We start from the raw sequence: 23,150 nt of genomic DNA, 5'->3' as shown, positions 1-23,150 counted from the left end.
CCTCGGCCGCCGACTCCAGCGCCGCCACACACCACCACGGCAACCCGCGCGCCTGCGCCAGCTCGTGCCACGCCCGCGACACCCGCCGAGCAGCGTTCGCCGTGTTGGTTGCCGCGACCGGTGACCGGACCGCACGGCCGTGCTGCCAGGTGGCCATGTAGTCCCGATACGCCTGCTCCCACGCCTCGACCCGCTCGCGGAAGCCCACCCCTGTCACGCCGCCTTCGCCGTCTCACCGGACCCACCGGACCGAGACGGCTTCGCGTTGCTGGTGGCCTGCTTGAACCCGGTCGCACGGAACACGTAGGACTGGTACTTGAACTCACCCTGCCCCGCCACACGCGGTTCCGCCGTCAGGCCATCCAGCTCGATCGGCCGCATCCCCGGCAGCGCCTCCGACGTCGTCGGCACCGGCTGCACATCGGCGAGAAGCGTGATCTCAAACGACGCCCGCTTCGCCCGCGTCTCGGCCGGGTCGGTGACCATCACCTTCCACTGCCGCTTACCGGTCACCTCGTCAACCCGCTGCCGCACCGGGCGATTGGCGGCCCGGTCCTCACGCGACTGGTACTCGTTATCGGGCGACACCTCGCCCACCATCACCAAGCCCTGCGGAAACGCGTCGTCGAAGTCGATCCCGAACCGGTGTCCCTTGTCGATAGCCATGCTGAATTTCCTTTGCTGGTATGGGTTTCTTCGCGCTTAGTCGCGCTCTTCCGACCACTGGTCGCCGAGAGGAGAGGAGAAGGTGCGGGTGCGGTTCTGCGTCTCGCACCACTCGCCGAACTCGTTCGCGGCCTCGGCGAGGCTCCGCGCGAAGCGCGCGGTGTCCATCAGGCCGCCGATCCGAGCCGGTACCTGGATCATGATCGCGGTTTCATCGCCCCCGGCCACCAGTTGGCGGACTCCCGGGGAAGGTGACACGACGGCAGCGCCGTATCCGACGAGGGGCTGAATCACCACGTGAATGCCCATGTGCTCTCCCGATGTCTCGGCTTGCGCGCGTCCGATTGGGCGCGCTGAAACCAGGAGACACCCGGGTAAGGAAGATCACCCGGACAAACTGTCCGGGTCGGTTCTACCGGTCGGCCGGAACGGCCTTCTCGATCGCGTCCAGCATGGCTGACCAGGGCAGATCCCGGCCAGGAGCGGACCGCGGTTCGTGCAGTGGCCAGACGTCGTCACCGTAGAGCAGGTCCACACCGACCCGCTTGAGGTTCTCGATGTGCATGGTCCAGAACGGCTGACGTGCGTGGGCCGCGTTGACGCGGGGAAACACGATCACCGGCAGGTTCAGCGTCCCGATCGCCTCGTTGACCTGCGTCAACGCTTGGTTGTCGGCGATGCCGAGGGACATCTTCGCTACGAAGTTCGCCGAGGCCGGCGTCACCAGGTAGCAGCTCGGGGCGGGGTGCGGGCTCTTCTGCGACGGCGAGCGAGGCTCGACCCGCACCGGATAGCCGGTGGCTTGCTCGATCTCGTCGAGTTGCCCGGTCTCGGCCAGCCAGCGGCCGGCGGTGGGCGTCAGGGTGACCACGACTGTCCAGCCTGCTTCCTGGGCGGGCTTGATCAGGCGCGGAAGCAGGTCTTCGACCCCGCCGGCCCCGGAGGCGACCAGCCCGAGAACTCGCGGCATCCGATTACCTCACCGCGCCGCAGCGCTCGGCCAGCGCGAGCAGCGCCGAGGACTTGCCAGCCGTGACTGGAGCGCGCCGGTACATGGAGCGCACGACCTCCCGAACCATGGTGTTGTGCCGGACGATGGTCGGCGACTTCTGCTCGGCCTCCAGGAGGACTTGTAGGGCGTCGTCGTCCTTGGCGAGCAGGCTCAGCGCGCGAGCGAAGTCGATCAGGTGCGTGACCTGGCGTTCCACGGGCAGGTGGTCGACGTTGACGCGCGGTGCGGTCTCGATCACCTGGCTCACGTCGCCGAGGTCCAGGGCGGCTGACAGCCGGTGGAGCTCCACATTGGCTGGCCCGAACCCGGTCTGCCAGTAGTTCGCGTCCACGCCCAGCTGGTCAGCGGCGGTTTTCGCGTGTGCGAGGAGGTCGTTCGTGGTGGTCCGATCCTGGTGTCGCGCCGCCGCGACGGCGGTACGGAGGTAGAGCATCCCGTACAGGCTCAGCGCGGCCGGATCACCCTTGGCCATCCTCGGCAGCAGCCACTTCGCCGCGACGTCGCCCAGCTCAAGCGCATCATCAAACCGGCCCACGGCCAAGAGCGCGTGCGTGCCGGACCGGGCGGCCGAGGCCAGGACCAGCGGATCATCGGAATCGTCCGCCGCCTGCATGGCGCGTTCCGCCGCGATCCATGCGAGGTCAGCCTCACCGATCTTGCTCAGCGTGGTCGCGGCCAGATGGTGCACCCGTGCCGAGATCGCCGCGCAGGCCCGCTTGTACCCGGCGTCGTCCGACGAAGCCGCCTCCATCGCCTGCGTAGTTTTGATCAAGCCCGGCAGCGCGGTGACGACTCGACCGAGGTCGCCCTTCTGGTAGCTCGACCAGGCACCTTCGACCAGTTGGCGGACCGGCTGAGGGTCGACGTACTCGGGTGCCGTAGCTGAGGAGAACAGTGTCCGCGAAAGCCTGCGGGGAGCCATCAGCGCGTCGCGGATCGCGGGGACGTCGTCGTGCTTGTCCTGCTCCTCCATCAGCACCGGTTCGCCGAGCAGGTCACCCAGCGTCACCCGCAGCGACCGCGCGAGGTCGGCTAGGACGTCAAGCCTGCGGATGTCTCGCTCGCCGCGCTCGATCTTGCTCAACCAGTCCTCGGTACGGCCTACCAGGTCAGCAAGCACCGCCTGCGACAGCCCACGCCGCCGCCGGTAGAACGCGATCCGCTCACCGATGCTGAGCTGGTCACCCGCACCACGCATGATCTCAGCCTAACAGCGGACGCCAGCGCAAGTATCGCCATATGCAGTCCAGATTTCCGTCAATCGCCCCAGACGCACCTCAATCGTATAGGCGTGGAGGACTTCCCTTTCGGTCGATGACTGTTCGAACTTGATACTCCCACCGAGTAAGGATTTGGTTCCACTCTGTCGACTTCAAGTAAGCAGTCGGATCGCCGTCAACATCAAACTCAGGAGCATATAAACCCGTGACACCTTTCTCAAGAATCCCGTCGGCTAACACTCCCTTTTCCCTAACTATCAGCGTCGGCAAGCCCAACTGATACGCCATCGCCGGCTCGATATGAACCCACGGAGTACTCAACCAGACTCCACGCAAAGGAAACTCTTCTATCTTACTAAGATCTGCCCGAAAATTACCGGTGCCAGACTCGACGAAGATTCTCTTGAAGGCCACCGCGATCAGGCCGTGCGACTCGAACATCAATCGTCGCACGGCGCGAAGGGGTGCATCCGTGTCGTAGTCCGTCACGCCGAGCGTACGTGGGAAAAACCCGCGACCTTTCAGGCTTGCGGAAAGCCCTCTAATGAATGCCATCTGCGCCCGGGTGTACGGTTTTGGATAACTCACAAATACCGAATTCCCAAATCCGGCTCCAGGCTCGACATATTCAGATCGCCCATCCGTTGCGCCAGCGAACTCCGACTCTGCCAACGTCAACCCCCATCGCCAAATTCTCGCGCTACTGCGCGTATAGCGGCTACATACGGCAAATCCTGCCTTTTTGTCACTTCATCGAGATCCGAAAAAGGGACAAGAGCGTTATGACCTTCATCTTTTCTCGACATCCAGGCCGCCCAAGCGTCATGGACGTCTGAGAGAGTAGTTTCGACGCCCTTGGCCCGCAGGAGTACTGCATACAATACGAACAAGTCGTCACTATCACTGGGCGGCCTCGCATCAGCAGACAGAGCCGCTCGTATTCTGACCGCGAGCTCAGCAAGGTAGTTAGACATTAGACTAGTCTAGCAAGAAACAGCAATACATACAAAGTTGCGAAGACGAATGGCACAGATCTCTCAATCGTGCCGAGCTCGGCATACCGGCCACGCCATCTAGCAACAGGATCTTTCTTTAAACTCTTCCATTCTTCAGAAAATATTTGAACCGGAAGATTACTTTCAATACTATTAATGACCTCAAACTTTGCTCGATTAAGATCCCGATAGCTCCTTAATTGGAGCCACCACGATCCAGATAGAGCGATACCTGCGACAGACACCACCAAAGAATTCCACCACGCAGATTCGTGAAGCTTCGGCGAAGCTATCCCGACGACCGCGACGAAAGCACTTTGGACCGTCAGAAAAAATGTATTAGCCGTCGCTCGTCGAGCCGAAACACGATCTGCCATCTCGACAGCTAGCTTGTAGATCTCAAGTTCACGGGGATCAACGTCACCTGGAGTCGATGTCACCTTGCTCCACCCACGAGCAGCTTGAGGTTCGGCCAGGTCCAGTCGTAAACACTGTCCGTCGCCCTTGCCGTAGTTGACTTAGTACATTGACGCTGGTCATACCCTTGAATGAGAACGTAGGGTACACCAACCTCCTGCGCTAACTCGACCTCGATTCCAACCCCCAGAGCCTGATGCGTATGCTCCCCACAAATAACAATCACCAAGTCCGAAGAAGCAATCCTGTAGCGAGCTCGTTTCCGCCAATCTGGCGATGGCTCCTTGATTGACCAGTCAGCAACTTCAAAGGGAGAGTCCGGGTTCTTCGATTGCCCTATAAGAGCCTCTTTAAGAAATCTATCGTGATCATAATCAAAACTAACGAACACACGGTCAGGCATCGCACAAATCCCTTCTCGACACTATCAGCACTCAAACCATAAACTATCCGTCGATCTCAAGAAACCTGCGATACGCGGTATGAACTTCATATCTGGCCGGGCGACCAAGCCCCTTCTCAAGCTTTCTTGCAAGAACGTTCGCTCGCTTCATCTCACCATCAGTGCCACCGTAATCAAAGCTTCCATCCGATGTCTCTACACCCAAAAAGCCTAGGCGGCGCAAAGATTCAACGATGTATGGAACACCCAGATGCGACTCTTCTAACGGACCGAGAATCTGCTCGATCCTACTGAAGTCAAGAATTGGATTCTCGCCGGCAAACTCGATTAGGATTTCTTCTAGATCCATCCCGGCCGCCACACCTTCAACAAGAAGCGCTTCGTAAGCAAACTGACTATACGACTTTTCTGCCTCTAAGATGTCCGACTCTTCGATCTTCTGATGCTTAGCATTGGAAGCGCGGTTGACTGCCGCGTTTGCAAAAAAGACAAGGTCGCGAGGCCTGGCTTGCACGCGCGACAGTAGATAGTCCCTCGACGGCAGCCCTCGGACCGCCGGAGCGAAAAACCCATCCCAGAGAAGCCGGGGATCCAAATCTTTATTACTATTAAACTTGAAGCGATCTTCGAGAACCCTGATCAGAAGGTCAGGGTCCCGCCACTCAATCTCCGCAACCGAGATCTTATCGGGCTCCCTGGCCTTATCGCGGATAAATGCAAATATGTCACTTCTCAGGAAGACTGTAAGGGTCACATTTACACTAGATTTGCGATTCTTCTCGCGGCGAAATTCGTCTACCACTCGCCCCACAACACCAAGAAGTCCTAACAGCAATTGAGCGAGCAGGTCCAGATCCGCGCCCCGCTCCCATGCCTTATCAAGGTTATCGACAAGGATTGCGACCCGCTGTCTCCCAGAAAGAGCATCGCCAATAAGTTGACGTAGATCCTTAATCGCAGTGCCATGAAGAGCCCGATCTATCACACTCCTAGCTTCCTTGATCGAAGCTGAGTCCAATTGAGAGTTGACCACACCAGCCAGGGAGTCTACGAGCGATTCGAGCCGGTCAGAGAAGTTGCTGCCAACCCCTTCATGCTTCTCCTCAAGGCACCTCCTCAATCTGTCTTCCGGACTTCCTGTTGCTATACCAGCCGGCCTGCTCTCAGCTTCAGCCACAGTCTTTGCAGCAATCTCGGTATAAAGTAGATACTTCCATAAACCTTCAATTAGATAGTTGTCAAGATGCTTTTTGTCTATACGCCGAAGAACTTCGGTCAAGCCATCAAGCTCGTAGCTTGCTGGCTTGATTACACACACAAGGTTTCGCGGATCAAGCCTTAGCTCATCCGCAGCAGTCAGCATATTTGCTGTCTTGCCAGTTCCCTTTTTCCCTGTAAAGATAGTGGCGGCAGAAGTCACTACATCTTGATAGTCGCTGGTGCGGACGAAGTAATATTCAAGTCCATCCCGATCGCTTTCAGCGACGTGATTTCCAAAACGAAGCCACGATAATTCGGTCTTTAGTTCCGTTCGAACCTTAGCGTGCCTCGAAGTTGACGCGTCAGGCAGGGAATCCAGCCAATTTAATACCAATCTCTCCAACTGCGGAGGGTTAGAATAGCGGATCGACATATCCCTGTAATCAACGGCAGTCTCTTCCACCTGAGGAGCCACAATAAGCGTATTCCTACCTATACCTCTAGCGATCCCAGCAAGCAGGGCGACCCTAGGATTGACCAGAGCAGCGAGGTAGTCGTTCGATGGGGTCATATGAAAGACTGCGACACCGCAGCGGTAAATTTGTTCGACATACCAAGCTAATGGCATTGAGCCATAGTCTTCAAAGCTAATAGTTGTCGAATTTAGCTTTTCAAACCTCTCCAGAGTCCGACTTAGACGCCTGCTAGCGTTGTCTTCTTGAGCACTGGGTACGTACAGCATGCAAGAATCGTCGAGGTTAGCACTGATACTCATCTCGACGTCATTCCAGAGCGGTGGTGCTTCGTGGCCAATCACCGAGATCATCTGATTAAGCAACTCGTCTTCATTGGCATAGCGTGTATATCCGACTGTCGAGAGAAGCGGGACCTCGTCATCCACCCGCTTACTCGCCTTTTGGAATGCAGAGCTTTGCAATAAGACGACACGTCGCTTTAAGCCGATCGCCAATCCCAGCTCGAAAAGCACATTGAGATTTGGCACCGTGAGATCGAAAACGCATATAGAAGACTTGCTTACATGCGATTCAATCTCGTTGACGATGAGGCGACCATCAACTTTGAGATCTTCCCATGAAACCGAGCTCTCGACACCATTTAACTCTCCTAACCGCGCAGCCAAGGAACTCATGGTGCGTCGAATGTCGTCTGGCTTCGCTCCATACCCAAAAAACAGGCGTTCCACGTCAGACCTCTCAGCCGAGCAAGTAGATTGCAAGAGATTGCCGAACTTGGCTCTATGGGATCAAGGGGCGCGCCGCCGATGGCGGCGCGCCTGTCGCCTACGTAGCCCCTCGCCTGGGCGGCCGCATCCGCTTCCGACACGGCGGGCTGCCGCTCCGCTCCGCCCGCCGGCCGGGCGGTGCGGCCGCCAGCGGGTCACCTGGCGCAGCGCCGCGCGGCGGCACACGAGTCCCCTGCCCCATCCCGGCCTCCTCGACGAGCTACAAGCGGTGGTGACAATCGGGTCGTTCGTGACTCGATCTCTGTTACGCACCGTCGTGAGAGACCTCCATCCCGACGCCTGATCGTGACAACGGCCGGTAGCACCGCGTCAAGACGATGAAGCGTGTCTTGACCCGGCACCACCGGCCGCGTGCTGGCTTCGTATCGGGATGCAGGGGTAGGTGTGGCTGGTCCGCCAGTCCGTCTCCAGGCCGTCAGAGGCCAGGGAGCAGCGACAGACGACGAGAACTAGCGAGACGCATCAGCGCAGCTCAGAGGCCGTTTACAGCGAGATGAGCGAGGCCCGCGAGATCCAGCTGAGAAATTCTCGACATTTTCGAGGGGACGCAGCAGATTCAGCAGTTGATCGTGGCTCGCCGGATTCTCGGGAAGTCCTCCGCCGAGCTGAAGTAAAGACAAACGCCTCCTTACCGGCCATAAAGCCGGTAAGGAGGCGTTCACGCTTGTCAGGACTTCGAAGCGGTGGCCTGGTCGTCGAGGAACTCGTCCAGGTAGCGCCACGTCGTGCCGCGCGCCTTGCGGCCCGTCAGGACACCCAGGTGGCCGCCCGGCGCGGTCTTGAAGCGGACCTCCGGCGCCTTGTCCAGCAGTTCCACCACCCGCTCCACCGACGGCCGCGGCGCGATCGTGTCGTTCTCGCCCGCCACCACCAGCGTCGGCACCCGGACCGACGACAGCGAGATGATGCGGCCGTTGAGGTCCACCTTGCCCTCCGCCAGGTCGTTCGTGCGGAACAACCGGTGGTACAGCTGGCCGAACGTGCGGCCCGGGTAGGCGTACATGTTGCTCATGAAGTGGTCGACGGCCTCGATCTGCGCCAGGTAGTCGCGGTCGTCGAGGTGCGAGAGGATCGCGATCGGCTTCGTGATCTCCTTGCTGATGCCCGTCGCGCGGAACACCCGGCTGACCAAATAGGACGGTGCGCCGCCGAACGCCCGGTAGATCGGCGTCAGGAGGTGGCCGTTCGTCAGGTCCACCAGCGGGCGGAACGGCGCCACGATCGGGATCGCCGTGAAGTCCACCGGTGAGCCGATCGCCGTGATCGACGCGATCGGGAGGTCCGGCTGGTCCGCGTTCACCAGCAGCGAGAAGATCCCGCCCAGCGACCACGACACCAGGTGCACCGGCTGCCCGCCGGCGTCGGCGCTCACCTTGCGGATCGCCCGCGGCAGCACCTCGTCGATCCAGTGCTCGATGCCCAGGCGCCGGTCCGAGAAGGCGACCATGCCGTAGTCGACGAGGTACGCGTTGCGACCGCCTTCGACCAGGTGCTCGATGAGGCTGCAGCCGCGGCGCAGGTCGAAGCAGATCGCCGGCGCGGCCAGCGGCGGCACCAGCAGGATCGGCGGCCCGGACACCGGGCGGCTGCTGTGCGTCATCCGGTACAGCGAGCGGTTGGGTCCCTGGTCGATCAGCACCCGCGGCATCGGGCGCAGGTCGGCGACACCGCCGTGCAGCACCTTGCCGACCACGTTCGACGCCGCGGCGGCCAGCCGTGCGGGCGGTGAAACCATTTCTCGAGCCTCCTGCGACGTCCCCCGGGCACTTCCCGCCAATCTTGCCGGGTGCGGCCGGTGGACTCAACACCGGCCGCGTCCAAATCGGACAGACGCTAGGCCGTCCGAGTTACTCCGCGCCCGCCCCGGGTGCGCTCTCGGCGGCGCGCGCCTCGTAGTCCGCGCGAGCCGGGGAATGGGCCGCCGAAGCCAAAAGCTGGTCCGCCTTCAGTGCCCGGGCGAGCGCTTCACCGGCCCGCCGCGGCAGCAGCCGGGTGAGCTTGCCCATAGTTCCCACGGACCGGGGCACGAAGACCTCGAACCGAGGTTTGCGCAGCGTGGCCACGATGGCGTCGGCGACGTCCTCCGGGCGTGACGACTTGAACAACCTCGCCTCGCCGAGGCCGCTCGCGAGCTCCGTCCGGACGATAGCGGGCATCACGCACGAAACGTGCACCCCGGACCCGTGCAGCTCCAGGTGCACCGCCTCGGACAGCCCGACGACGGCGTGCTTGGTCGCGCAGTACGTCGCCGCGCCGGGGAAGCCGGCCTTGCCCGCGAACGACGCGACGTTCACGATGTGCCCGGACCGCCGCGGCCGCATCCGCTTCATCGCTTCGCGGGTTCCGTGGATGACGGCGTGCAGGTTGATCTCGAGCTGGCGCCGGGTCGTCGCGTCGCTCTCTTCCTCGAGGTGGGCCAGCGGCATGATCCCGGCGTTGTTGACCAGGACGTCGATCCGGCCGTGGCGGCGCTCGACCTCGTCGAGGAACTCGGTGAAGCCGCGGATGTCGGTGACGTCGAGCGGGAGCGCCTCGGCGTCCAGCTCCCCGGCGGTCTTCTCGGCGCGGACCTGGTCGAGGTCGCCGATCACCACCCGCGCACCCAGCCGGGACAGTGCCGACGCGGTCGCCGCGCCGATCCCCTGCCCGCCGCCGGTGATGACGACGACCTTGCCCGCGAGCTCCTCGGCCATGGCGACTCCTTCGTCTGTTGGCACCGCGCCAACAGTGTCGCTCCTGGCCCGCGATCGCGCTACCCCACGCGTTGCTCCAGGACCTGCCCGACCCACTCCTCGACGTGGAACTGCACAGTCGGCTTGAAGCCCTGGCTCTCGTAGTAGCGCTGCAGGTCGCCGTCGCCGCCGGCCCAGCAGTCGACGCGCACGAGGTCGATGCCGCGCCGCCGCGCCTCGTCGAGCGCGTACTCGACGAGGCGCCCGCCGACACGCCGCCCGGCGAACCGCCGCGACGTGATCAGCAATCGGACATACAGCTCACGCTCGTCGACCGCCGGCACGTGCGGATCGTGCTCCTCGGAGACGATCAGCGCGCCGGCCGGCTCGCCGTCGACCATCGCGATGCGCAGGCCCGGATCGGCGGCCATCCCCTTGACGCGCTCGACGCGCTTCGGGATCCGGCTCCACGGCTCGGTCCCCCACTGCTTCGAGCTGCCGCGGGCGACGAGCCACTCGACAGCCTCGTCGAAGAAGCCCAGCAGGGTGTCAACGTCCCCAGAATCACCCGATCGGATGACGATGTTGTCCATCCCCCCTGTCTACCGCACAGTGAGCACGCGCGGGCCGTCTTCGGTGATGGCGATGGTGTGTTCGACGTGGGCGGCCCGGCTGCCGTCGACGGTGAGCAGCGACCAGCCGTCCTCGGCGCACCGGTAGGCGTCGCCGCCCCGGGTGAGCATCGGCTCGATCGCCAGCGCGAGCCCCGGCTTGAGCCGCATCCCGCGGCCCGGGCGGCCTTCGTTCGCCAGGTGCGGGTCCTCGTGCATCTCGCGGCCGATCCCGTGGCCGCCGTGGTCCTCGAGCATGCCGTAGCCCGACGCGCGGCCGGAGGTGCCGATCGCGTGGGAGATGTCGCCGAGCTTCGCACCCGGTTGAGCGGCGGCGATCCCGGCGGCCAGGGCGCGCTCGGTCGCCTCGATCAGCGCGAGGTCCGCCGGGTCGGCGTTGCCGACGACGAAGCTGATCGCGGCGTCGCCGTTCCAGCCGTCGAGGATGGCGCCGCAGTCGATGCTGACCAGGTCGCCGTCCTGGATGCGGTACGCCGTCGGGATGCCGTGCACGACGACGTCGTTGACGCTGGCGCAGAGGACCCCGGGGTAGGGCGTCGGCGCGGACCTCGGCTGGTAGTGCAGGAACGACGGTTTGGCACCGGCTTCGCTGATCACCTGGGCGGCGATCTCGTCCAGTTCGCGCAGTGAGACGCCGATCGCGGCGGCCTCCTTCACGGTGTCCAACGTCCGTGCCACCACTCGCCCGGCTTCGCGCATGACCGCCAGCTCGGCTTCGGTTTTGATCTCGACCATGGCGATAACTATACCGGTATAGATATTGGTGTCCAGCGGGTGGGCCATCCGCGTCGCGTTCAGCCGGCGGCTCCGTTCGCGCCACCCGAAGTTCAAGCAGCGCTGATTGAATTCACTTTGTTCACAACCTCTCTCGCGACGAGGACAAATTGACCCAGTCAGTGCCCCCCGGCGACGATCCGCTGGCCGCGTTCACCGTCGAACTCGAGGAAATCCGGGCAAAAGCCGCAGCGGCGCAAGAACAACTCCGGTCGGCCGTCGCCACGGTGCAGGCCCCGGACGGGGCGGTCTCGGTGACCGTCGGCCCGAGCGGGGTCCTGCAGGAGCTCCGGTTCGGCCCCCGCGCGTACGAGCGGCCGCCGCAGGCCCTTTCCGGTCTGGTGATGCAGCTGATCGGCCGCGCGCAGCAGAAGGTCTCGGCCCAGGTCGCCGGCGCGTTCGACGGCATGGTGGGCGAAAGCTCGGCCGCCCGCGAACTGCTGGACGAGTTCCTGCCGGCGCCCGAAGAAGGAACGCCCCCGGACAAGAGCGACGTGTTCATGCCGGAGCAGGAGGCGGAAGACCGGCCGCCCGCACCCCCGCACCGCCCGCCATCGAACCCGCCGCCCCCTCCGCCGCGTCGCCGTCCCCGGCCCGCGCCGGAAGAGGACGACGGCGAGAGCAACCCCTGGTAGCACGGAGGAGAACCGGTGGTTTCCGGAGAAGGTTTCTCGGTCGACCCGGCCGAGCTGCAGAAGTTCAGCCAGTACCTGTCGGGCACCACGCAACCCGCGGTGCAGGACGCCGCGAACCGGATGCAGGCCGCGAACGGGTTCGACAACGCCGCGTTCGGCATCCTGCTCGCGCAGGTGCTCGCCGTGCCCTCGCGGGTCACGATGGCGGTGATCACCGGCGAGATCAGCAAGCTGGTGGGTGATATCGGGAAGTCGGCCGCGGACGTGAAGAAGGCCGCCGACACGTACGCGACCCACGACTCGAACACGGCGCAGGGTTTGAGCACCTTCGAAACGGAGCTGGGCAAGTGACCGTTCCCATCACGGCATCGAACTCCACCACGGGCGCCGGTGTCTTCGACAGCTGGAAACAGGTCGGCGACTCGATCGGCAAGGTCCAGACCGAGCACGGCGGCGACCTCGCGGCCGTCAGCGTGGAGCTGGGCATCAACGTCATCAGCGCCGCGCTCGACACCGTCGCGTTCGTCATGGACCCGCTGGCGAAGCTGATCGCGGCGGGCCTGGGCTGGCTGATCGAGCACGTCTCGTTCCTGAAATGGCCGCTGGACCAGGTCGCGGGCAACCCCGCGGAGGTCACGAAGGTCGCCAACGAGCTGCACAAGATCGGCGAGTCGCTGCGCAACACCGGCACTTCGCTGGACGACACCCTCAAGTCGACGATCACCCAGTGGCAGGGCAAGGGCTACGACAGCTTCCTGAAGTCGATCAACGACCGGAAGGGCTGGATCGACGCGAACGCCAAGGCGTCCGACGTCGCCGGCTACATGGTCGAGACGACCGGGGCCCTGATCGGCGCGGTCCGCTCGCTGATCCGCGACATCATCACGACGGTCCTCGGCGACATCATCTCCACGATGCTGATCGCGCTCGCCCTCGCCATCCCCACCTTCGGCGCGTCGATCGCCGTCGGGGTGACCAAGTGCATCGCGACCGTCTCGGTGCAGGTCGCGGCGATGATGGCGAAGCTCGCCAAGGTCGTCGCGTACGCCGGGCGCACGCTGGCCCGGCTCACCGGGCTGTCGAAGCTGGTCAAGGGGAAGCCAGGTGCCTCGAACGCGGGTCACGAGCTGAGCAACCTGCCCCCGCACGGTGGCGGGGTGCCGAACTTCTCACGCCCGCTGCCGAAGCCGCCGGGCACGGCCGTCACCCACGACGGGCCTGGCGGTGGTGGTGCCACCCCGAGCACCCGGCCCCCGGGCGACGGCACGACACCCAACTTCTCGCGGCCGCTGCCCCCGCCGGGCACCGCGATCACCCACGACGGTCCTGGCGGTGGCGCCACACCGAGCACACGGCCCCCGGGCGACGGCACCACGCCGAACTTCTCGCGGCCGCTGCCCCCGGCCCCGCCGAAGCCGGCGCCGCCGAAGTCGCACCTGAGCGACCACGACATCTCCACGATCAAGAAGCACGAAGACTGGCTGAAGACGAAGTTCGGCGACAGCTACAAGAAGATGAAGTTCGTCGACGACTGGCTGAAGGCCAAGGCTCCGGACTACTACCCGATGCTGAAGGCCCTCTCCGACGCCAAGAGCTCGAAGAACTTCGTGGGCTGGGCGGGTAAGGACATCGTGCAGGTCGACCGCGGTCTCACCGACATCCAGATGCAGGCGGAAGCCGCTTGGGCCGAGGAAGACAAGAAGCAGCAACAGCCGCAGTAGCAAAAGCCGTGAAGGCCTCCTTACCAGCCATAAGAGCCGGGAAGGAGGCCTTCACGGCTTTCAGGCGACCCCGAGGTGACGCGAGATCAGCATCTTCTGGACCTCGCTCGTGCCCTCGCCGATCTCCAGGATCTTCGCGTCGCGGTAGAACCGGCTCACCGGGTACTCGTTCATGAATCCGTACCCGCCGAAGATCTGGGTCGCGTCGCGCGCGTTGTCCATGGCCGCGTTCGAGGCCACCAGCTTCGCGATCGACGCCTCCTTCTTGAACGGCTCGCCGCGCAGCATCTTCGACGCCGCCTGGTAGTACGCCAGCCGGGCCGTGTGCGTGCGGACCTCCATGTCGGCGATCTTGAACTGGATCGCCTGGTACTCGCCGATCCGCTTGCCGAACGCGACCCGGTCCTTCACATACTGGAGGCACTCGTCGACGCAGCCCTGTGCCAGACCCACCGACAGAGCCGCGATCGCGACGCGACCTTCGTCCAGGATGGACAGGAACTGGGCGTACCCGCGGCCACGCTCCCCGACCAGGTTCTCCGCCGGCACCCGGACGTCCGAAAAGGACAGCTCGTGCGTGTCCGAGCAGTTCCAGCCGACCTTCGAATACTTCGGCGCCACCTCGAAGCCCGACGTCCCGGACGGGACGATGATCGCCGAGATCTCCTTGCGGCCGTTCTCCATCACGTCCGTCACGGCCGTGACCGTGACCAGGCGCGTGATGTCCGTGCCCGAGTTCGTGATGAACGCCTTGCTGCCGTTGATGATCCAGGTGTCCCCGTCCAAAGTGGCCCGGGTGCGGGTCGCGCCCGCGTCGGAGCCGCCACCCGGCTCGGTCAGGCCGAAGCCGCCCAGCGCCGTGCCCTCGCACAGCGACGGCAGCCACTTCTCCTTCTGCTCCTGCGTCCCGAACCGGAAGATCGGCATCGCGCCGAGCGAAACGCCGGCCTCCAGGGTGATGGCGACCGACGAGTCGACCCGCGCGAGCTCCTCCAGCGCCAGGCACAGCGCGAAGTAGTCGCCGCCCATGCCGCCGAACTCCTCAGGGAACGGCAGGCCGAACAGGCCCATCTCCCCCATCTTCGCGACGATCTCGTACGGGAACGCCTCCTTCTCGTACAGCTCGCCGATGACCGGCGCGACCTCGGCGTGCGCGAAGTCCTCGACGGTCTTGCGGAGGGCCTCGTACTCCTCGTCCAGGCGGAAGTCGATCACTGCTGCTCCTCTTGGGGCGTGACTACGGCAAGGGTTTCGTCGAGCGCGACCTGCTGGCCGGCCCGGACGGGGAGTTCGCTGACCACGCCGTCGATCGGCGCGGTGACCGTGTGCTCCATCTTCATCGCTTCGACCACCAGCAACGGCGCGCCGGCGCGCACGACGTCACCCGCGGCGACCTTCACCACGAGCACCGTGCCCGGCATCGGGCTGGTGACCGGCCCCGCCCCGGCGGCCACGCCGCGGGACGACAGCACGAACTCCTGCTCGCCGAAGGGAAAACTCAGGCCGTCACGGGCGAGCCAGACCGTCCGGTCCGGACCGCAGGCCTGCCGGTAGCGGTGGAAGCCGCCGGCGTGCCGGATCTCGAGCACGTCGCCGTCACGCCGGGCCGAGACGTGGACCGGCTCGGCGTCGTCGACGAAGACCGTCGCCGCGGACGGCGTGCCCTGCACCCGGACGACAGCCTTGGCCTGACCGGACTTCAGCCGGAACGTCACTCCGCCGGACCCATTCATCCGCCAGCCGTCCGGCACGTCCCACGGGTCCACGACGGACCCGGACGGCTGCAGCTCCAGCAACCGGTCCAGCGCGGCCGCGACGAAGAACTCCGCGGGCACGTCCGAAGAGACCAATGTGGACAGCCGGCGGTCGACGAGCTCGGTGTCGAGACGGCCGGCGCGGACGTCGTCGTCGGCCAGCAGCCCGCGCAGGAACGCCGTGTTGGTGCCGACGCCCAGCAGCGCCGTGTCGGCCAGCGCCCGGTCGAGCCGGTGCAGCGCCGATGCGCGGTCCGGGCCCCAGGCGATGACCTTGGCCAGCATCGGGTCGTAGTTCGAGCCGATCACCGCGCCGCGCGTCATCCACGAGTCGACGCGGACGCCGTCGCCGGACGGCTGGTGCACCGCCAGCACCGTCCCGCCCGTCGGGATGAACCCACGCGCCGGGTCTTCGGCGTACACCCGGGCCTCGACGGCGTGGCCGTTCAGGACGACGTCCGGCTGGGCCAGGGAAAGCCGCTCGCCGGCCGCCACCCGGACCTGCCATTCGACGAGGTCGAGGCCGGTGACCAGCTCGGTGACCGGGTGCTCGACCTGCAGCCGGGTGTTCATCTCCATGAAGAAGAACTCGTCCGGGTCGTGCGCCGACATGATGAACTCGACTGTGCCCGCGCCGACGTACCCGACCGAGCGCGCGGCCTCGACCGCCGCCGAGCCCATCTTTTCGCGCGTGGCCTCGTCCAGCAGCACCGACGGCGCTTCCTCGATGATCTTCTGGTGCCGCCGCTGCAGGCTGCACTCGCGTTCGCCGAGGTGGATGACGTTCCCGTGCTTGTCGGCCAGCACCTGGATCTCGATGTGGCGCGGTGTCGTGACGAAGCGCTCCATCAGCAGCGTGTCGTCGCCGAAGGAGCCCTTGGCTTCGCGCCGCGCCGACTCGATCGCGGCGTCCAGTTCGGCCTCGGCCTGCACCAGCCGCATGCCCTTGCCGCCACCGCCGGCGGACGGCTTGAGCAGCAGCGGGTAGCCGACCTTCGCCGCGGCGGCGGCGAACCCGCCGGCCGGGATGTCCACATCGGACGCGCCGGGCACGACCGGGACCCCGGCCTTCGACACCGTCGCCTTGGCCCGGATCTTGTCGCCCATGGCGTCGATCGCCGCGACCGGCGGGCCGATGAACACCAGCCCGGCGGCTTCGCAGGCCCGCGCGAACTCCGCGTTCTCCGCCAGGAAGCCGTAACCCGGGTGCACGGCCTGCGCGCCCGAAGACACGGCGGCGTCCACGATGGCCGGGATCGACAGGTAGCTCTTCGAAGCTTCGGCGGGTCCGATCCGGACGGCGGTGTGCGCTTCGCGGACGTGCCGGGCGTCGGCGTCCGCGTCGCTGTACACCGCGACCGCGCGGATGCCGAGCGCCCGCAGCGTGCGGATGACCCGGACCGCGATCTCGCCGCGGTTCGCGACCAACACTGAGTCGAACATCATCACATCCGGAAGACGCCGTAGTTGACATCGGACAGGGGCGCGTTCGCCGCGGCCGAGAGCGCGAGGCCGAGCACCGTGCGGGTGTCCGCCGGGTCGATCACACCGTCGTCCCACAGCCGCGCCGTCGAGTAGTACGGGCTGCCCTGCGCCTCGTACTGCTCGCGGATCGGGTCCTTGAACGCCTCTTCGTCCTCGGTGGACCATTCGCCGCCGCGCGCTTCGATCGAGTCGCGGCGGACCGTCGAAAGCACCGACGCCGCCTGCTCGCCGCCCATCACCGAGATCCGCGCGTTCGGCCACATCCAGAGGAAGCGCGGCGAGTAGGCCCGGCCGCACATCGAGTAGTTGCCGGCGCCGAACGAGCCGCCGATAACGACCGTTAACTTGGGCACCCGCGCGCAGGCCACCGCGGTGACCATCTTCGCGCCGTGCTTGGCGATGCCGCCCGCCTCGTACGCCTTGCCGACCATGAACCCGGTGATGTTCTGCAGGAACAGCAGCGGGATCGAGCGCTTGTCGCACAGCTCGATGAAGTGCGCGCCCTTCATCGCGGACTCGGCGAACAGCACGCCGTTGTTCGCGACGATGCCGACGGGGTGCCCGTGGATCCGGGCGAACCCGGTGACCAGGGTGGCCCCGTACTCCTTCTTGAACTCGCCGAACCGGCTGCCGTCGACGATCCGCGCGATCACCTCGCGCACGTCGTAGGGCGTGCGCGGGTCGGTCGGCACGACGCCGTACAGCTCGGCGGGGTCGACGGCCGGCGCCTCGGTCGCCACGACGTCCCACGGCCGCGGGGTGCGCGGGCCGAGCGTCGAGACGATCTGGCGGACGATCCGCAGCGCGTGCGCGTCGTCGTCGGCCAGGTGGTCGGTGACGCCGGACTGGCGCGAGTGCACGTCGCCGCCGCCCAGTTCCTCCGCCGTGACGACCTCGCCGGTCGCGGCCTTCACCAGCGGCGGGCCGCCGAGGAAGATCGTGCCCTGGTTCCGGACGATCACGGCTTCGTCGCTCATCGCCGGGACGTACGCGCCGCCGGCGGTGCACGAGCCGAGCACCGCGGCGATCTGCGGGATGCCGCGCGCGGACATCGTCGCCTGGTTGTAGAAGATCCGGCCGAAGTGTTCACGATCCGGGAAGACCTCGTCCTGCCGGGGCAGGAACGCACCGCCGGAGTCCACCAGGTAGACGCACGGCAGGTTGTTGTGGAGCGCGACCTCCTGGGCGCGAAGGTGCTTCTTGACCGTCATCGGGTAGTACGTGCCGCCCTTGACGGTGGCGTCGTTGGCGACGACCACGCATTCGCGGCCCGAGACGCGCCCGATCCCGGTGATGATCCCGGCGGACGGCGCCTCGTCGTCGTACAGTCCGGTCGCGGCCAGCGGCGACAGCTCCAGGAACGGGGACCCCGGGTCCAGCAGCGTGTCGACGCGGTCGCGCGGGAGCAGCTTCCCGCGTTCCACGTGCCGGGTGCGCGACTTCTCCGGCCCGCCGAGACGGGCGCTCGACAGCCGCTTGCGGAGGTCCTCGACCAGCTCCGCGTGGGAGGTGGCGTTGCGGGCGTAAGCCTCGCTGTCCGGGGCAGCCGAAGTCCCCAGTGCCGGCGTGTCCATGGGCTCCCTCGAAGTTAGCAGGCGTTAACCTACGCTCCGATGTTAGCGACCGCTAACGTGAGTGTCCAGTCGCCGGAACGCCGTGAAGGCCCCCTTACCGGCCTTGAGCGCCGGCAAGGGGGCCTTCACGGACTTTCGCGGGAGGAACGTCAGCCGATCGCGCCCCGCAGCGGGGCGTAGTAGCCGCCCGACTGCCCGGCCGCGGTCGGGTGGTAGGACTCGATCACCGGCCAGGTCAGGCTGTGCAGGTAGTCGTCGGCCGAGGAGCAGATGTTGTGCCCGGCGAACGACGACCGGACGTCCACGAACGTCGCGCCCGCCGACGCCGCCCGGGACTGGGTCACCGACGCCAGCGTGTCCGCACCGGAGTTGATCGCGGATCGCTTGGTGTCACTGAGCCCGACCCAGCAGGAGCCGGGCACGGTGTAGAAGCGCGGGTAGGACAGGACGACGAGGCGAGCCCCGGGCGCCTTGGCCTTGATCGCGTTGTAGGTGTTGGTCAGCAACGCGGGCAGGGTGTTGTTGACGTAGGTCTTCGCGGTGTTGACGCGGTTGGTGCAGTCCGCGTCGCTGCCGAGGGTGCAGGTCTGGATCACGTCGGTGAAGCCGGCGTCGTTGCCGCCCACGGTGACCGTGACCAGGGTCGCGTTGGAGGGGATGGAGTTGGCCTGGCTGATGACGTCCCCGGTTTTCGCGCCGGAGCAGGCCAGGAAGGTGAACGACGTGCCACTGTGGGCGTTGGCCCACAGCTGACCGTAGGCGTTGGAACTGCGGTAGCAGCTCCCGGAACTGCCGTAGCTGCCGGCCCCGACTCCGGAGGAGTAGGAGTCGCCGAGCGCGGCGTAGACGGTCCCGGCGGCGTGGGCGAGGCCCGTGACACCGAGAGTGGACAGGACGACGGCTCCGAGAGCCGTGCTCAACCTCAACAGAAACCGTCGCGACAGACGGATCGGAACCCCCATGGGCCACTCCTTTGTGACAGAACCGACCTCAAAATCACAGCATGTAAAAGGCCCACTAGGAACCCCTGGTTACCGGTAGGTAACCCACTCGGCCCACGCCGGAAGACGGGAACAGTGTTAGCGCTCGCTAACCTGCCGCTCTAATATGGCCGGATGCCGGCCAACCCCACCCCTCTCGTGAACGGTGAGAAGGCGAGCAGACGCGAACAGATCCTGGCCGCGGCTGCCGAGCTCTTCGCCCACCACGGGTTCCACGGCGTCGGGATCGACGACATCGGCGCCGCCGTCGGCATCTCCGGGCCCGCGCTCTACCGGCACTTCCGCAGCAAGGACGCGATCCTCGGCGAGATGCTGAACTCGATCAGCCGCTACCTGCTCGACGGCGGCACGACGTGGGCGAACCGGCCCGGCACGCCGGACGACACGCTGACCGGGCTCGTGGCGTTCCACGTCGGCTTCGCGCTCGCGCACCCGGCCTTGATCACCGTTCAGGAGCGCAACCTCGCGAACCTCACCGACGCCGACCGCAAGCAGGTGCGCGCACTGCAGCGGCAGTACGTCGAGGTGTGGGTCCGCGCGATCCGCGAAGCCATGCCGGAGCTGGGAGAACGGGAGGCGCGGTCGGCGGCACACGCCGTGTTCGGACTGATCAACTCGACGCCGTACAACCGCCATCTCGGTGACTCGGAACTGGCCGAACTGCTCTCCCGGCTCGCACTGGGTGCGCTCCGCGCGGCCGGATGACCGACCCGGATCAAGGTATCCCCACGATCGCCGTCGCTGGTGTTTGATGGGGCACGTGGATGCGGACTGGAACGAGCAGGAGCTCGTCGAGAAGGCTCAGCGCGCGCTGACGGCACTGAGCCTCGGTGACGACGCCGAAGCCCTCGTCGAGGTCGCGCCGACGGCCGCCGAACCACAGGCCCGCGCGGACGAGACGAAGGCGTTGATGCTGCTGCTGTTCGGCGAGTGCAGCGCGATGGTCTCCACCCTCGGCGACGGCGGCAGCGCGCCGGTGAAGGTCCAGGTCTTCGACGAAGACGGCGAAGAAGTCTCGATCGACCAGGCCGACCCGCCGGTCCGGACCGCGGTCCGGACGCTGCTGGCGGAGGTCCACGGCAACACGGAAGCGGCGCAGGAGCAGGTCGAGATCGCCTTGGCCAACGCGGCACCCGACGAGGTGGACAGCCTGGTGCTGCAGGCGTTGCGGTGGACGATCCGGCTGTCGGTCGAGTGCCTGGACCGCGACCTGCCGGTGGCGCCCTGGATTTCGGAAGCCGTCTCGGACTAGAGCGAGTCAGGCGGGGCGCAGCGAACGGACGATCGGGGCCAGGTACAGCTCGGCCAGCCGGCGCCGCTGGACGTCGTCGTCCACCGGGAGCACCGTCTCCTGGGTCAGCACCAGCGACACCACGATCCGGATCAGCAGCTCCGCCATCCCGTCGACGTCCTCGGCGGGCAGGCTGAGCCGGCCGGCCGCGATCTCCGCGTGGAAGTGCGCCGCGATCCGGGTGCGGGCCGCCGCGAACAGGCCGCCAGCCTGGACCGTCAGCTGCGGGAGGATCAGCTCCGGCTCCGTGCGCAGCAGGCGGTCGAGCAGCCGGTGCCCCCGCAGGTACCCCAGCGAGAAGCTCAACCCCTCGATGAGCTTGTCCTCCGGGGTCGCCTGCGCCTCGACGACGGCGTCGACCTTCGTCAGGAACCGCTTCATCTCCCGCAGGACCAGCGCGTTGAGCAGCTGGTCCTTCTTCGGGAAGTAGCGGTAGATCGTCACGCGGGAGAGGCCGACGCGGCGCGCGACGTCGTCGACGGTGAACCGGCGCAACCCGAAGTCCTCGGCCTGGGTCAGCGCCGCGCCCATGATCCGCTCCGCGGTCTCGTCGCCGGGCAGGTCGGCTTCGAGCGCGTGCTTCAGGAGGTCGCGCATGGCCTCAACCCTAGGCCGCTTTACAACTTGACGGAAAATGTTTCATGCGTTCTAGTGTTACACGACACAGAGGGAGGCGCGGAATGGGCGATCGCGAAGCCACGGCCGAGCGGCTGCTCCGGTCGAGCGCCCGGCTCTCCTACGACCCGGACGTCGACGTCCACTGGGCCGCGCCGCTGAACGAAGACCAGTTCTTCATCCCGGAAAAGCTGGTCTCCCTCTACGGCACTCCGTTGTGGGACACGCTGAGCCGCGAACAGCGGATCGAGCTGTCGCGCCAGGAACTCGTGAACACCGTCAGCGTCGGGATCTGGTTCGAGCTGATCCTCATGCAGATGCTGCTGCGCGCGTCCTACCGCCAGGACCCGACGACCCGGCACGTGCACTACGCGCTGACCGAAGTCGCCGACGAATGCCGGCACTCCACGATGTTCGCGCGGCTGATCGAGCGGGTCGAAGGACGGCCGTACCGCAACAGCCGCTGGCTGCAGCGGTCCGCGCAGGCCCTGCCGATGATCCTCCACGGCCCGGCGATGTGGGTCGCGACGCTGATCGGCGAGGAGATCTTCGACGCGCTGCAGCGCGAGCACCTGGACGACGAATCGGTGCAGCCGGTGGTCCGCGCGGTGATGCGGATCCACGTCACGGAAGAAGCACGCCACGTGCGGTACGCGCGCGACGACCTCGTCCGGGAACTCGCGCGAGCACCCTGGTGGCGCAAGGAGTTCGCGCGGATCGTGGTCGCCGTCGGCGCGCTGCTGATGTCGCGGCTGCTGTCCCGGCCTCGGCAGTACCTGCGCGCGGGGATCGACCCCGGCGTCGCGGTCCGGGCGGCCCGGACCAGCGCGCACCGGCGGGAGACGCTGGCGTTCGGGGCCCGGAAGCTCGTCCGGTTCCTGCGGGAGAACGACCTGATCGGCGGTCCGAGCGCGGTGCTGTGGCGCCGCGCCGGAATGCTCTAGACGAAGGGGAAGTCATGGCACTCAAGGATCTGCTCGCCGCCGGCACCGGCCGGCTCGCCGACCGGATCGCCGCGGTGGGCGACGAAGCGGGCGACCGCGCGGACGACGTCGCCTGGCGGGTCGCGAAGCTGTCCGATCGCGCCGCCGGACGCCTCGGGGACTACGCCGCCGGCGCGTCACGCCGGGCCGCCAACCGCTTGGTGCGCCTCGGGGAACGCGTCGCCGGCCGCTGACGACGCCTGATCAGAAACTCGGCGAAGATCAGGTTGACGACCCAGCCCAGCGTCTGCCCGATCGGGATCAGCGAAGGTGCGCTTCCCGGGTCCACTCCGCCGAAGGGCACCTGGACCAGCAGGAGTAGGGGCACGAGCACGCGCGAGGTGACGGCGAGGAAGGTCAGCGCGTAGTTTCGCATCATCCAGGCCCGGTGCGCGGCGAAGTCGCGCCGCCGGGCCGCCCGGTACGCAAGGCCGCCGGTGACGAGCCACAGGACGGCCGCGGTGGTCAGGCCGACCTGCGTGACGGGGCGGCCGGACCACACCGCGACCGGGATCGTGGCCAGTGCCGACGGCAGCACACCGGCGAAGAGGTAGACCCGGCCGAGTGCCCGGTGGACCCGCCGGCGCGCCCGGATCTTCGGCAGGAACTGCAGGGGGCCGAGCACGAGCGCCACCGCGGCCGTGAAGATGTGCGCCACCAGCACCGCGTAGTGCAGGCCGTCGCGCACGTCGAGGCGGCTTTCGCCGATGTCGAGGCTCAGGTACGGGTACGCCAGCACCAGGGCGAAGACGATCGCGACGACGAGCAGCCACACTGCCGGTTTCCGCATGCGACGATGGTTCCGCGGCGGAGCGGCACGGGCGTCCCCCGGGAAG

General features: G+C 66.1%; 26 protein-coding genes. 7 read left to right on the top strand and 19 right to left on the bottom strand.

Annotation, left to right across the window (positions count from 1 at the left end; all coding sequences use genetic code 11):
* Positions 1-213: 213 nt before the first annotated feature.
* The 13 genes from QRX60_RS19925 to map form a co-directional block, all read right to left on the bottom strand.
* Positions 214-666, bottom strand: coding sequence for a hypothetical protein (locus QRX60_RS19925; RefSeq protein WP_286002267.1), 453 nt, complete (start codon positions 664-666; stop codon positions 214-216).
* A 36-nt stretch (positions 667-702) separates the two neighbouring features.
* The gene (locus QRX60_RS19920) at positions 703-975 is read right to left on the bottom strand and encodes a hypothetical protein (RefSeq protein WP_286002266.1); all 273 of its coding nucleotides are present in this window, start codon (positions 973-975) and stop codon (positions 703-705) included.
* A gap of 103 nt (positions 976-1,078) precedes the next feature.
* The gene (locus QRX60_RS19915) at positions 1,079-1,636 is read right to left on the bottom strand and encodes a flavoprotein (RefSeq protein ID WP_286002265.1); all 558 of its coding nucleotides are present in this window, start codon (positions 1,634-1,636) and stop codon (positions 1,079-1,081) included.
* Between the two features lie 4 nt (positions 1,637-1,640).
* Positions 1,641-2,876: a helix-turn-helix domain-containing protein gene (locus QRX60_RS19910; protein WP_286002264.1), complete on the bottom strand. Its 1,236-nt coding sequence runs from the start codon at positions 2,874-2,876 to the stop codon at positions 1,641-1,643.
* Positions 2,877-2,955: 79 nt separating this feature from the next.
* Positions 2,956-3,570, bottom strand: a complete 615-nt coding sequence (locus QRX60_RS19905) for a hypothetical protein (protein WP_286002263.1) — start codon at positions 3,568-3,570, stop codon at positions 2,956-2,958.
* Positions 3,571-3,572: 2 nt separating this feature from the next.
* On the bottom strand, positions 3,573-3,872 hold the full coding sequence (locus QRX60_RS51790; RefSeq protein WP_456298891.1) for a DUF7701 domain-containing protein: 300 nt from the start codon (positions 3,870-3,872) through the stop codon (positions 3,573-3,575).
* On the bottom strand, positions 3,872-4,333 hold the full coding sequence (locus tag QRX60_RS51785) for a RipA family octameric membrane protein (protein WP_456298890.1): 462 nt from the start codon (positions 4,331-4,333) through the stop codon (positions 3,872-3,874). Before QRX60_RS51785 ends, QRX60_RS51790 begins: the two co-directional genes overlap by 1 nt.
* Positions 4,330-4,713 carry a TIR domain-containing protein gene (locus QRX60_RS19900; RefSeq protein ID WP_286002262.1) on the bottom strand — a complete coding sequence of 128 codons (384 nt, stop codon included), beginning with the start codon at positions 4,711-4,713 and terminating at the stop codon, positions 4,330-4,332. The genes QRX60_RS51785 and QRX60_RS19900 overlap by 4 nt, the downstream gene beginning before the upstream one ends.
* A 43-nt stretch (positions 4,714-4,756) precedes the next feature.
* On the bottom strand, positions 4,757-7,117 hold the full coding sequence (locus QRX60_RS19895) for a P-loop ATPase, Sll1717 family (protein WP_286002261.1): 2,361 nt from the start codon (positions 7,115-7,117) through the stop codon (positions 4,757-4,759).
* 727 nt (positions 7,118-7,844) lie between these two features.
* The gene (locus tag QRX60_RS19890) at positions 7,845-8,912 is read right to left on the bottom strand and encodes an alpha/beta fold hydrolase (protein ID WP_286002260.1); all 1,068 of its coding nucleotides are present in this window, start codon (positions 8,910-8,912) and stop codon (positions 7,845-7,847) included.
* Between the two features lie 112 nt (positions 8,913-9,024).
* Complete coding sequence (locus tag QRX60_RS19885) at positions 9,025-9,870, bottom strand: SDR family oxidoreductase (protein WP_286002259.1); 846 nt, start codon at positions 9,868-9,870, stop codon at positions 9,025-9,027.
* Between the two features lie 59 nt (positions 9,871-9,929).
* A complete protein-coding gene (locus tag QRX60_RS19880; protein ID WP_286002258.1) occupies positions 9,930-10,442 on the bottom strand; it encodes a GNAT family N-acetyltransferase in 513 nt (170 codons plus the stop codon).
* A 9-nt stretch (positions 10,443-10,451) separates the two neighbouring features.
* Entirely contained in the window at positions 10,452-11,216 is a 765-nt protein-coding gene (gene map / locus QRX60_RS19875) for a type I methionyl aminopeptidase (RefSeq protein ID WP_286002257.1), read from the bottom strand.
* Positions 11,217-11,365: 149 nt separating this feature from the next.
* Here map and QRX60_RS19870 point away from each other — a divergent pair, with 149 nt between their 5' ends.
* From QRX60_RS19870 to QRX60_RS19860, 3 genes are read left to right on the top strand one after another with little or no spacing between them, the layout of a single operon-like run.
* Positions 11,366-11,890 (top strand): YbaB/EbfC family nucleoid-associated protein, encoded by a 525-nt coding sequence (locus QRX60_RS19870; protein WP_286002256.1) that lies wholly within the window; start codon positions 11,366-11,368, stop codon positions 11,888-11,890.
* A gap of 15 nt (positions 11,891-11,905) precedes the next feature.
* Positions 11,906-12,241, top strand: coding sequence for a hypothetical protein (locus QRX60_RS19865; RefSeq protein ID WP_286002255.1), 336 nt, complete (start codon positions 11,906-11,908; stop codon positions 12,239-12,241).
* The gene (locus QRX60_RS19860; RefSeq protein WP_286002254.1) at positions 12,238-13,611 is read left to right on the top strand and encodes a hypothetical protein; all 1,374 of its coding nucleotides are present in this window, start codon (positions 12,238-12,240) and stop codon (positions 13,609-13,611) included. The genes QRX60_RS19865 and QRX60_RS19860 overlap by 4 nt, the downstream gene beginning before the upstream one ends.
* Positions 13,612-13,671: 60 nt before the next feature.
* On the opposite strand, the gene QRX60_RS19855 is transcribed toward QRX60_RS19860, so the two are convergent.
* From QRX60_RS19855 to QRX60_RS19840, 4 genes are all read right to left on the bottom strand, one after another.
* Positions 13,672-14,826 (bottom strand): acyl-CoA dehydrogenase family protein, encoded by a 1,155-nt coding sequence (locus QRX60_RS19855; RefSeq protein ID WP_286002253.1) that lies wholly within the window; start codon positions 14,824-14,826, stop codon positions 13,672-13,674.
* Positions 14,823-16,808, bottom strand: coding sequence for an acetyl-CoA carboxylase biotin carboxylase subunit (locus QRX60_RS19850; RefSeq protein ID WP_286003648.1), 1,986 nt, complete (start codon positions 16,806-16,808; stop codon positions 14,823-14,825). The genes QRX60_RS19855 and QRX60_RS19850 overlap by 4 nt, the downstream gene beginning before the upstream one ends.
* 2 nt (positions 16,809-16,810) lie before the next feature.
* Positions 16,811-18,424, bottom strand: a complete 1,614-nt coding sequence (locus tag QRX60_RS19845) for a carboxyl transferase domain-containing protein (protein WP_286002252.1) — start codon at positions 18,422-18,424, stop codon at positions 16,811-16,813.
* A gap of 149 nt (positions 18,425-18,573) precedes the next feature.
* A complete protein-coding gene (locus QRX60_RS19840; protein WP_286002251.1) occupies positions 18,574-19,344 on the bottom strand; it encodes an SGNH/GDSL hydrolase family protein in 771 nt (256 codons plus the stop codon).
* Between the two features lie 195 nt (positions 19,345-19,539).
* Here QRX60_RS19840 and QRX60_RS19835 point away from each other — a divergent pair, with 195 nt between their 5' ends.
* Positions 19,540-20,130: an SACE_7040 family transcriptional regulator gene (locus QRX60_RS19835; RefSeq protein WP_286002250.1), complete on the top strand. Its 591-nt coding sequence runs from the start codon at positions 19,540-19,542 to the stop codon at positions 20,128-20,130.
* Positions 20,131-20,176: 46 nt separating this feature from the next.
* Positions 20,177-20,677, top strand: coding sequence for a hypothetical protein (locus QRX60_RS19830; protein WP_155541161.1), 501 nt, complete (start codon positions 20,177-20,179; stop codon positions 20,675-20,677).
* A gap of 6 nt (positions 20,678-20,683) precedes the next feature.
* Here the strand turns inward: QRX60_RS19830 and QRX60_RS19825 are convergent, their stop codons facing one another.
* Positions 20,684-21,313: a TetR/AcrR family transcriptional regulator gene (locus QRX60_RS19825; protein WP_286002249.1), complete on the bottom strand. Its 630-nt coding sequence runs from the start codon at positions 21,311-21,313 to the stop codon at positions 20,684-20,686.
* Between the two features lie 83 nt (positions 21,314-21,396).
* Here QRX60_RS19825 and QRX60_RS19820 point away from each other — a divergent pair, with 83 nt between their 5' ends.
* On the top strand, positions 21,397-22,275 hold the full coding sequence (locus QRX60_RS19820; RefSeq protein WP_286002248.1) for an AurF N-oxygenase family protein: 879 nt from the start codon (positions 21,397-21,399) through the stop codon (positions 22,273-22,275).
* 14 nt (positions 22,276-22,289) lie between these two features.
* Positions 22,290-22,508 carry a hypothetical protein gene (locus QRX60_RS19815; RefSeq protein ID WP_286002247.1) on the top strand — a complete coding sequence of 73 codons (219 nt, stop codon included), beginning with the start codon at positions 22,290-22,292 and terminating at the stop codon, positions 22,506-22,508.
* Here the strand turns inward: QRX60_RS19815 and QRX60_RS19810 are convergent.
* The gene (locus QRX60_RS19810) at positions 22,436-23,104 is read right to left on the bottom strand and encodes a DUF2306 domain-containing protein (protein WP_286002246.1); all 669 of its coding nucleotides are present in this window, start codon (positions 23,102-23,104) and stop codon (positions 22,436-22,438) included. The genes QRX60_RS19815 and QRX60_RS19810 overlap by 73 nt on opposite strands.
* Positions 23,105-23,150 lie beyond the last annotated feature (46 nt).

Origin of the sequence: Amycolatopsis mongoliensis (genome assembly GCF_030285665.1) — a bacterium.
Taxonomy (GTDB): Bacteria; Actinomycetota; Actinomycetes; order Mycobacteriales; family Pseudonocardiaceae; genus Amycolatopsis; species Amycolatopsis mongoliensis.
The sequence above is the reverse complement of the archived record's forward strand: the minus strand, read 5'-3'. Positions and strand labels throughout refer to the sequence as shown.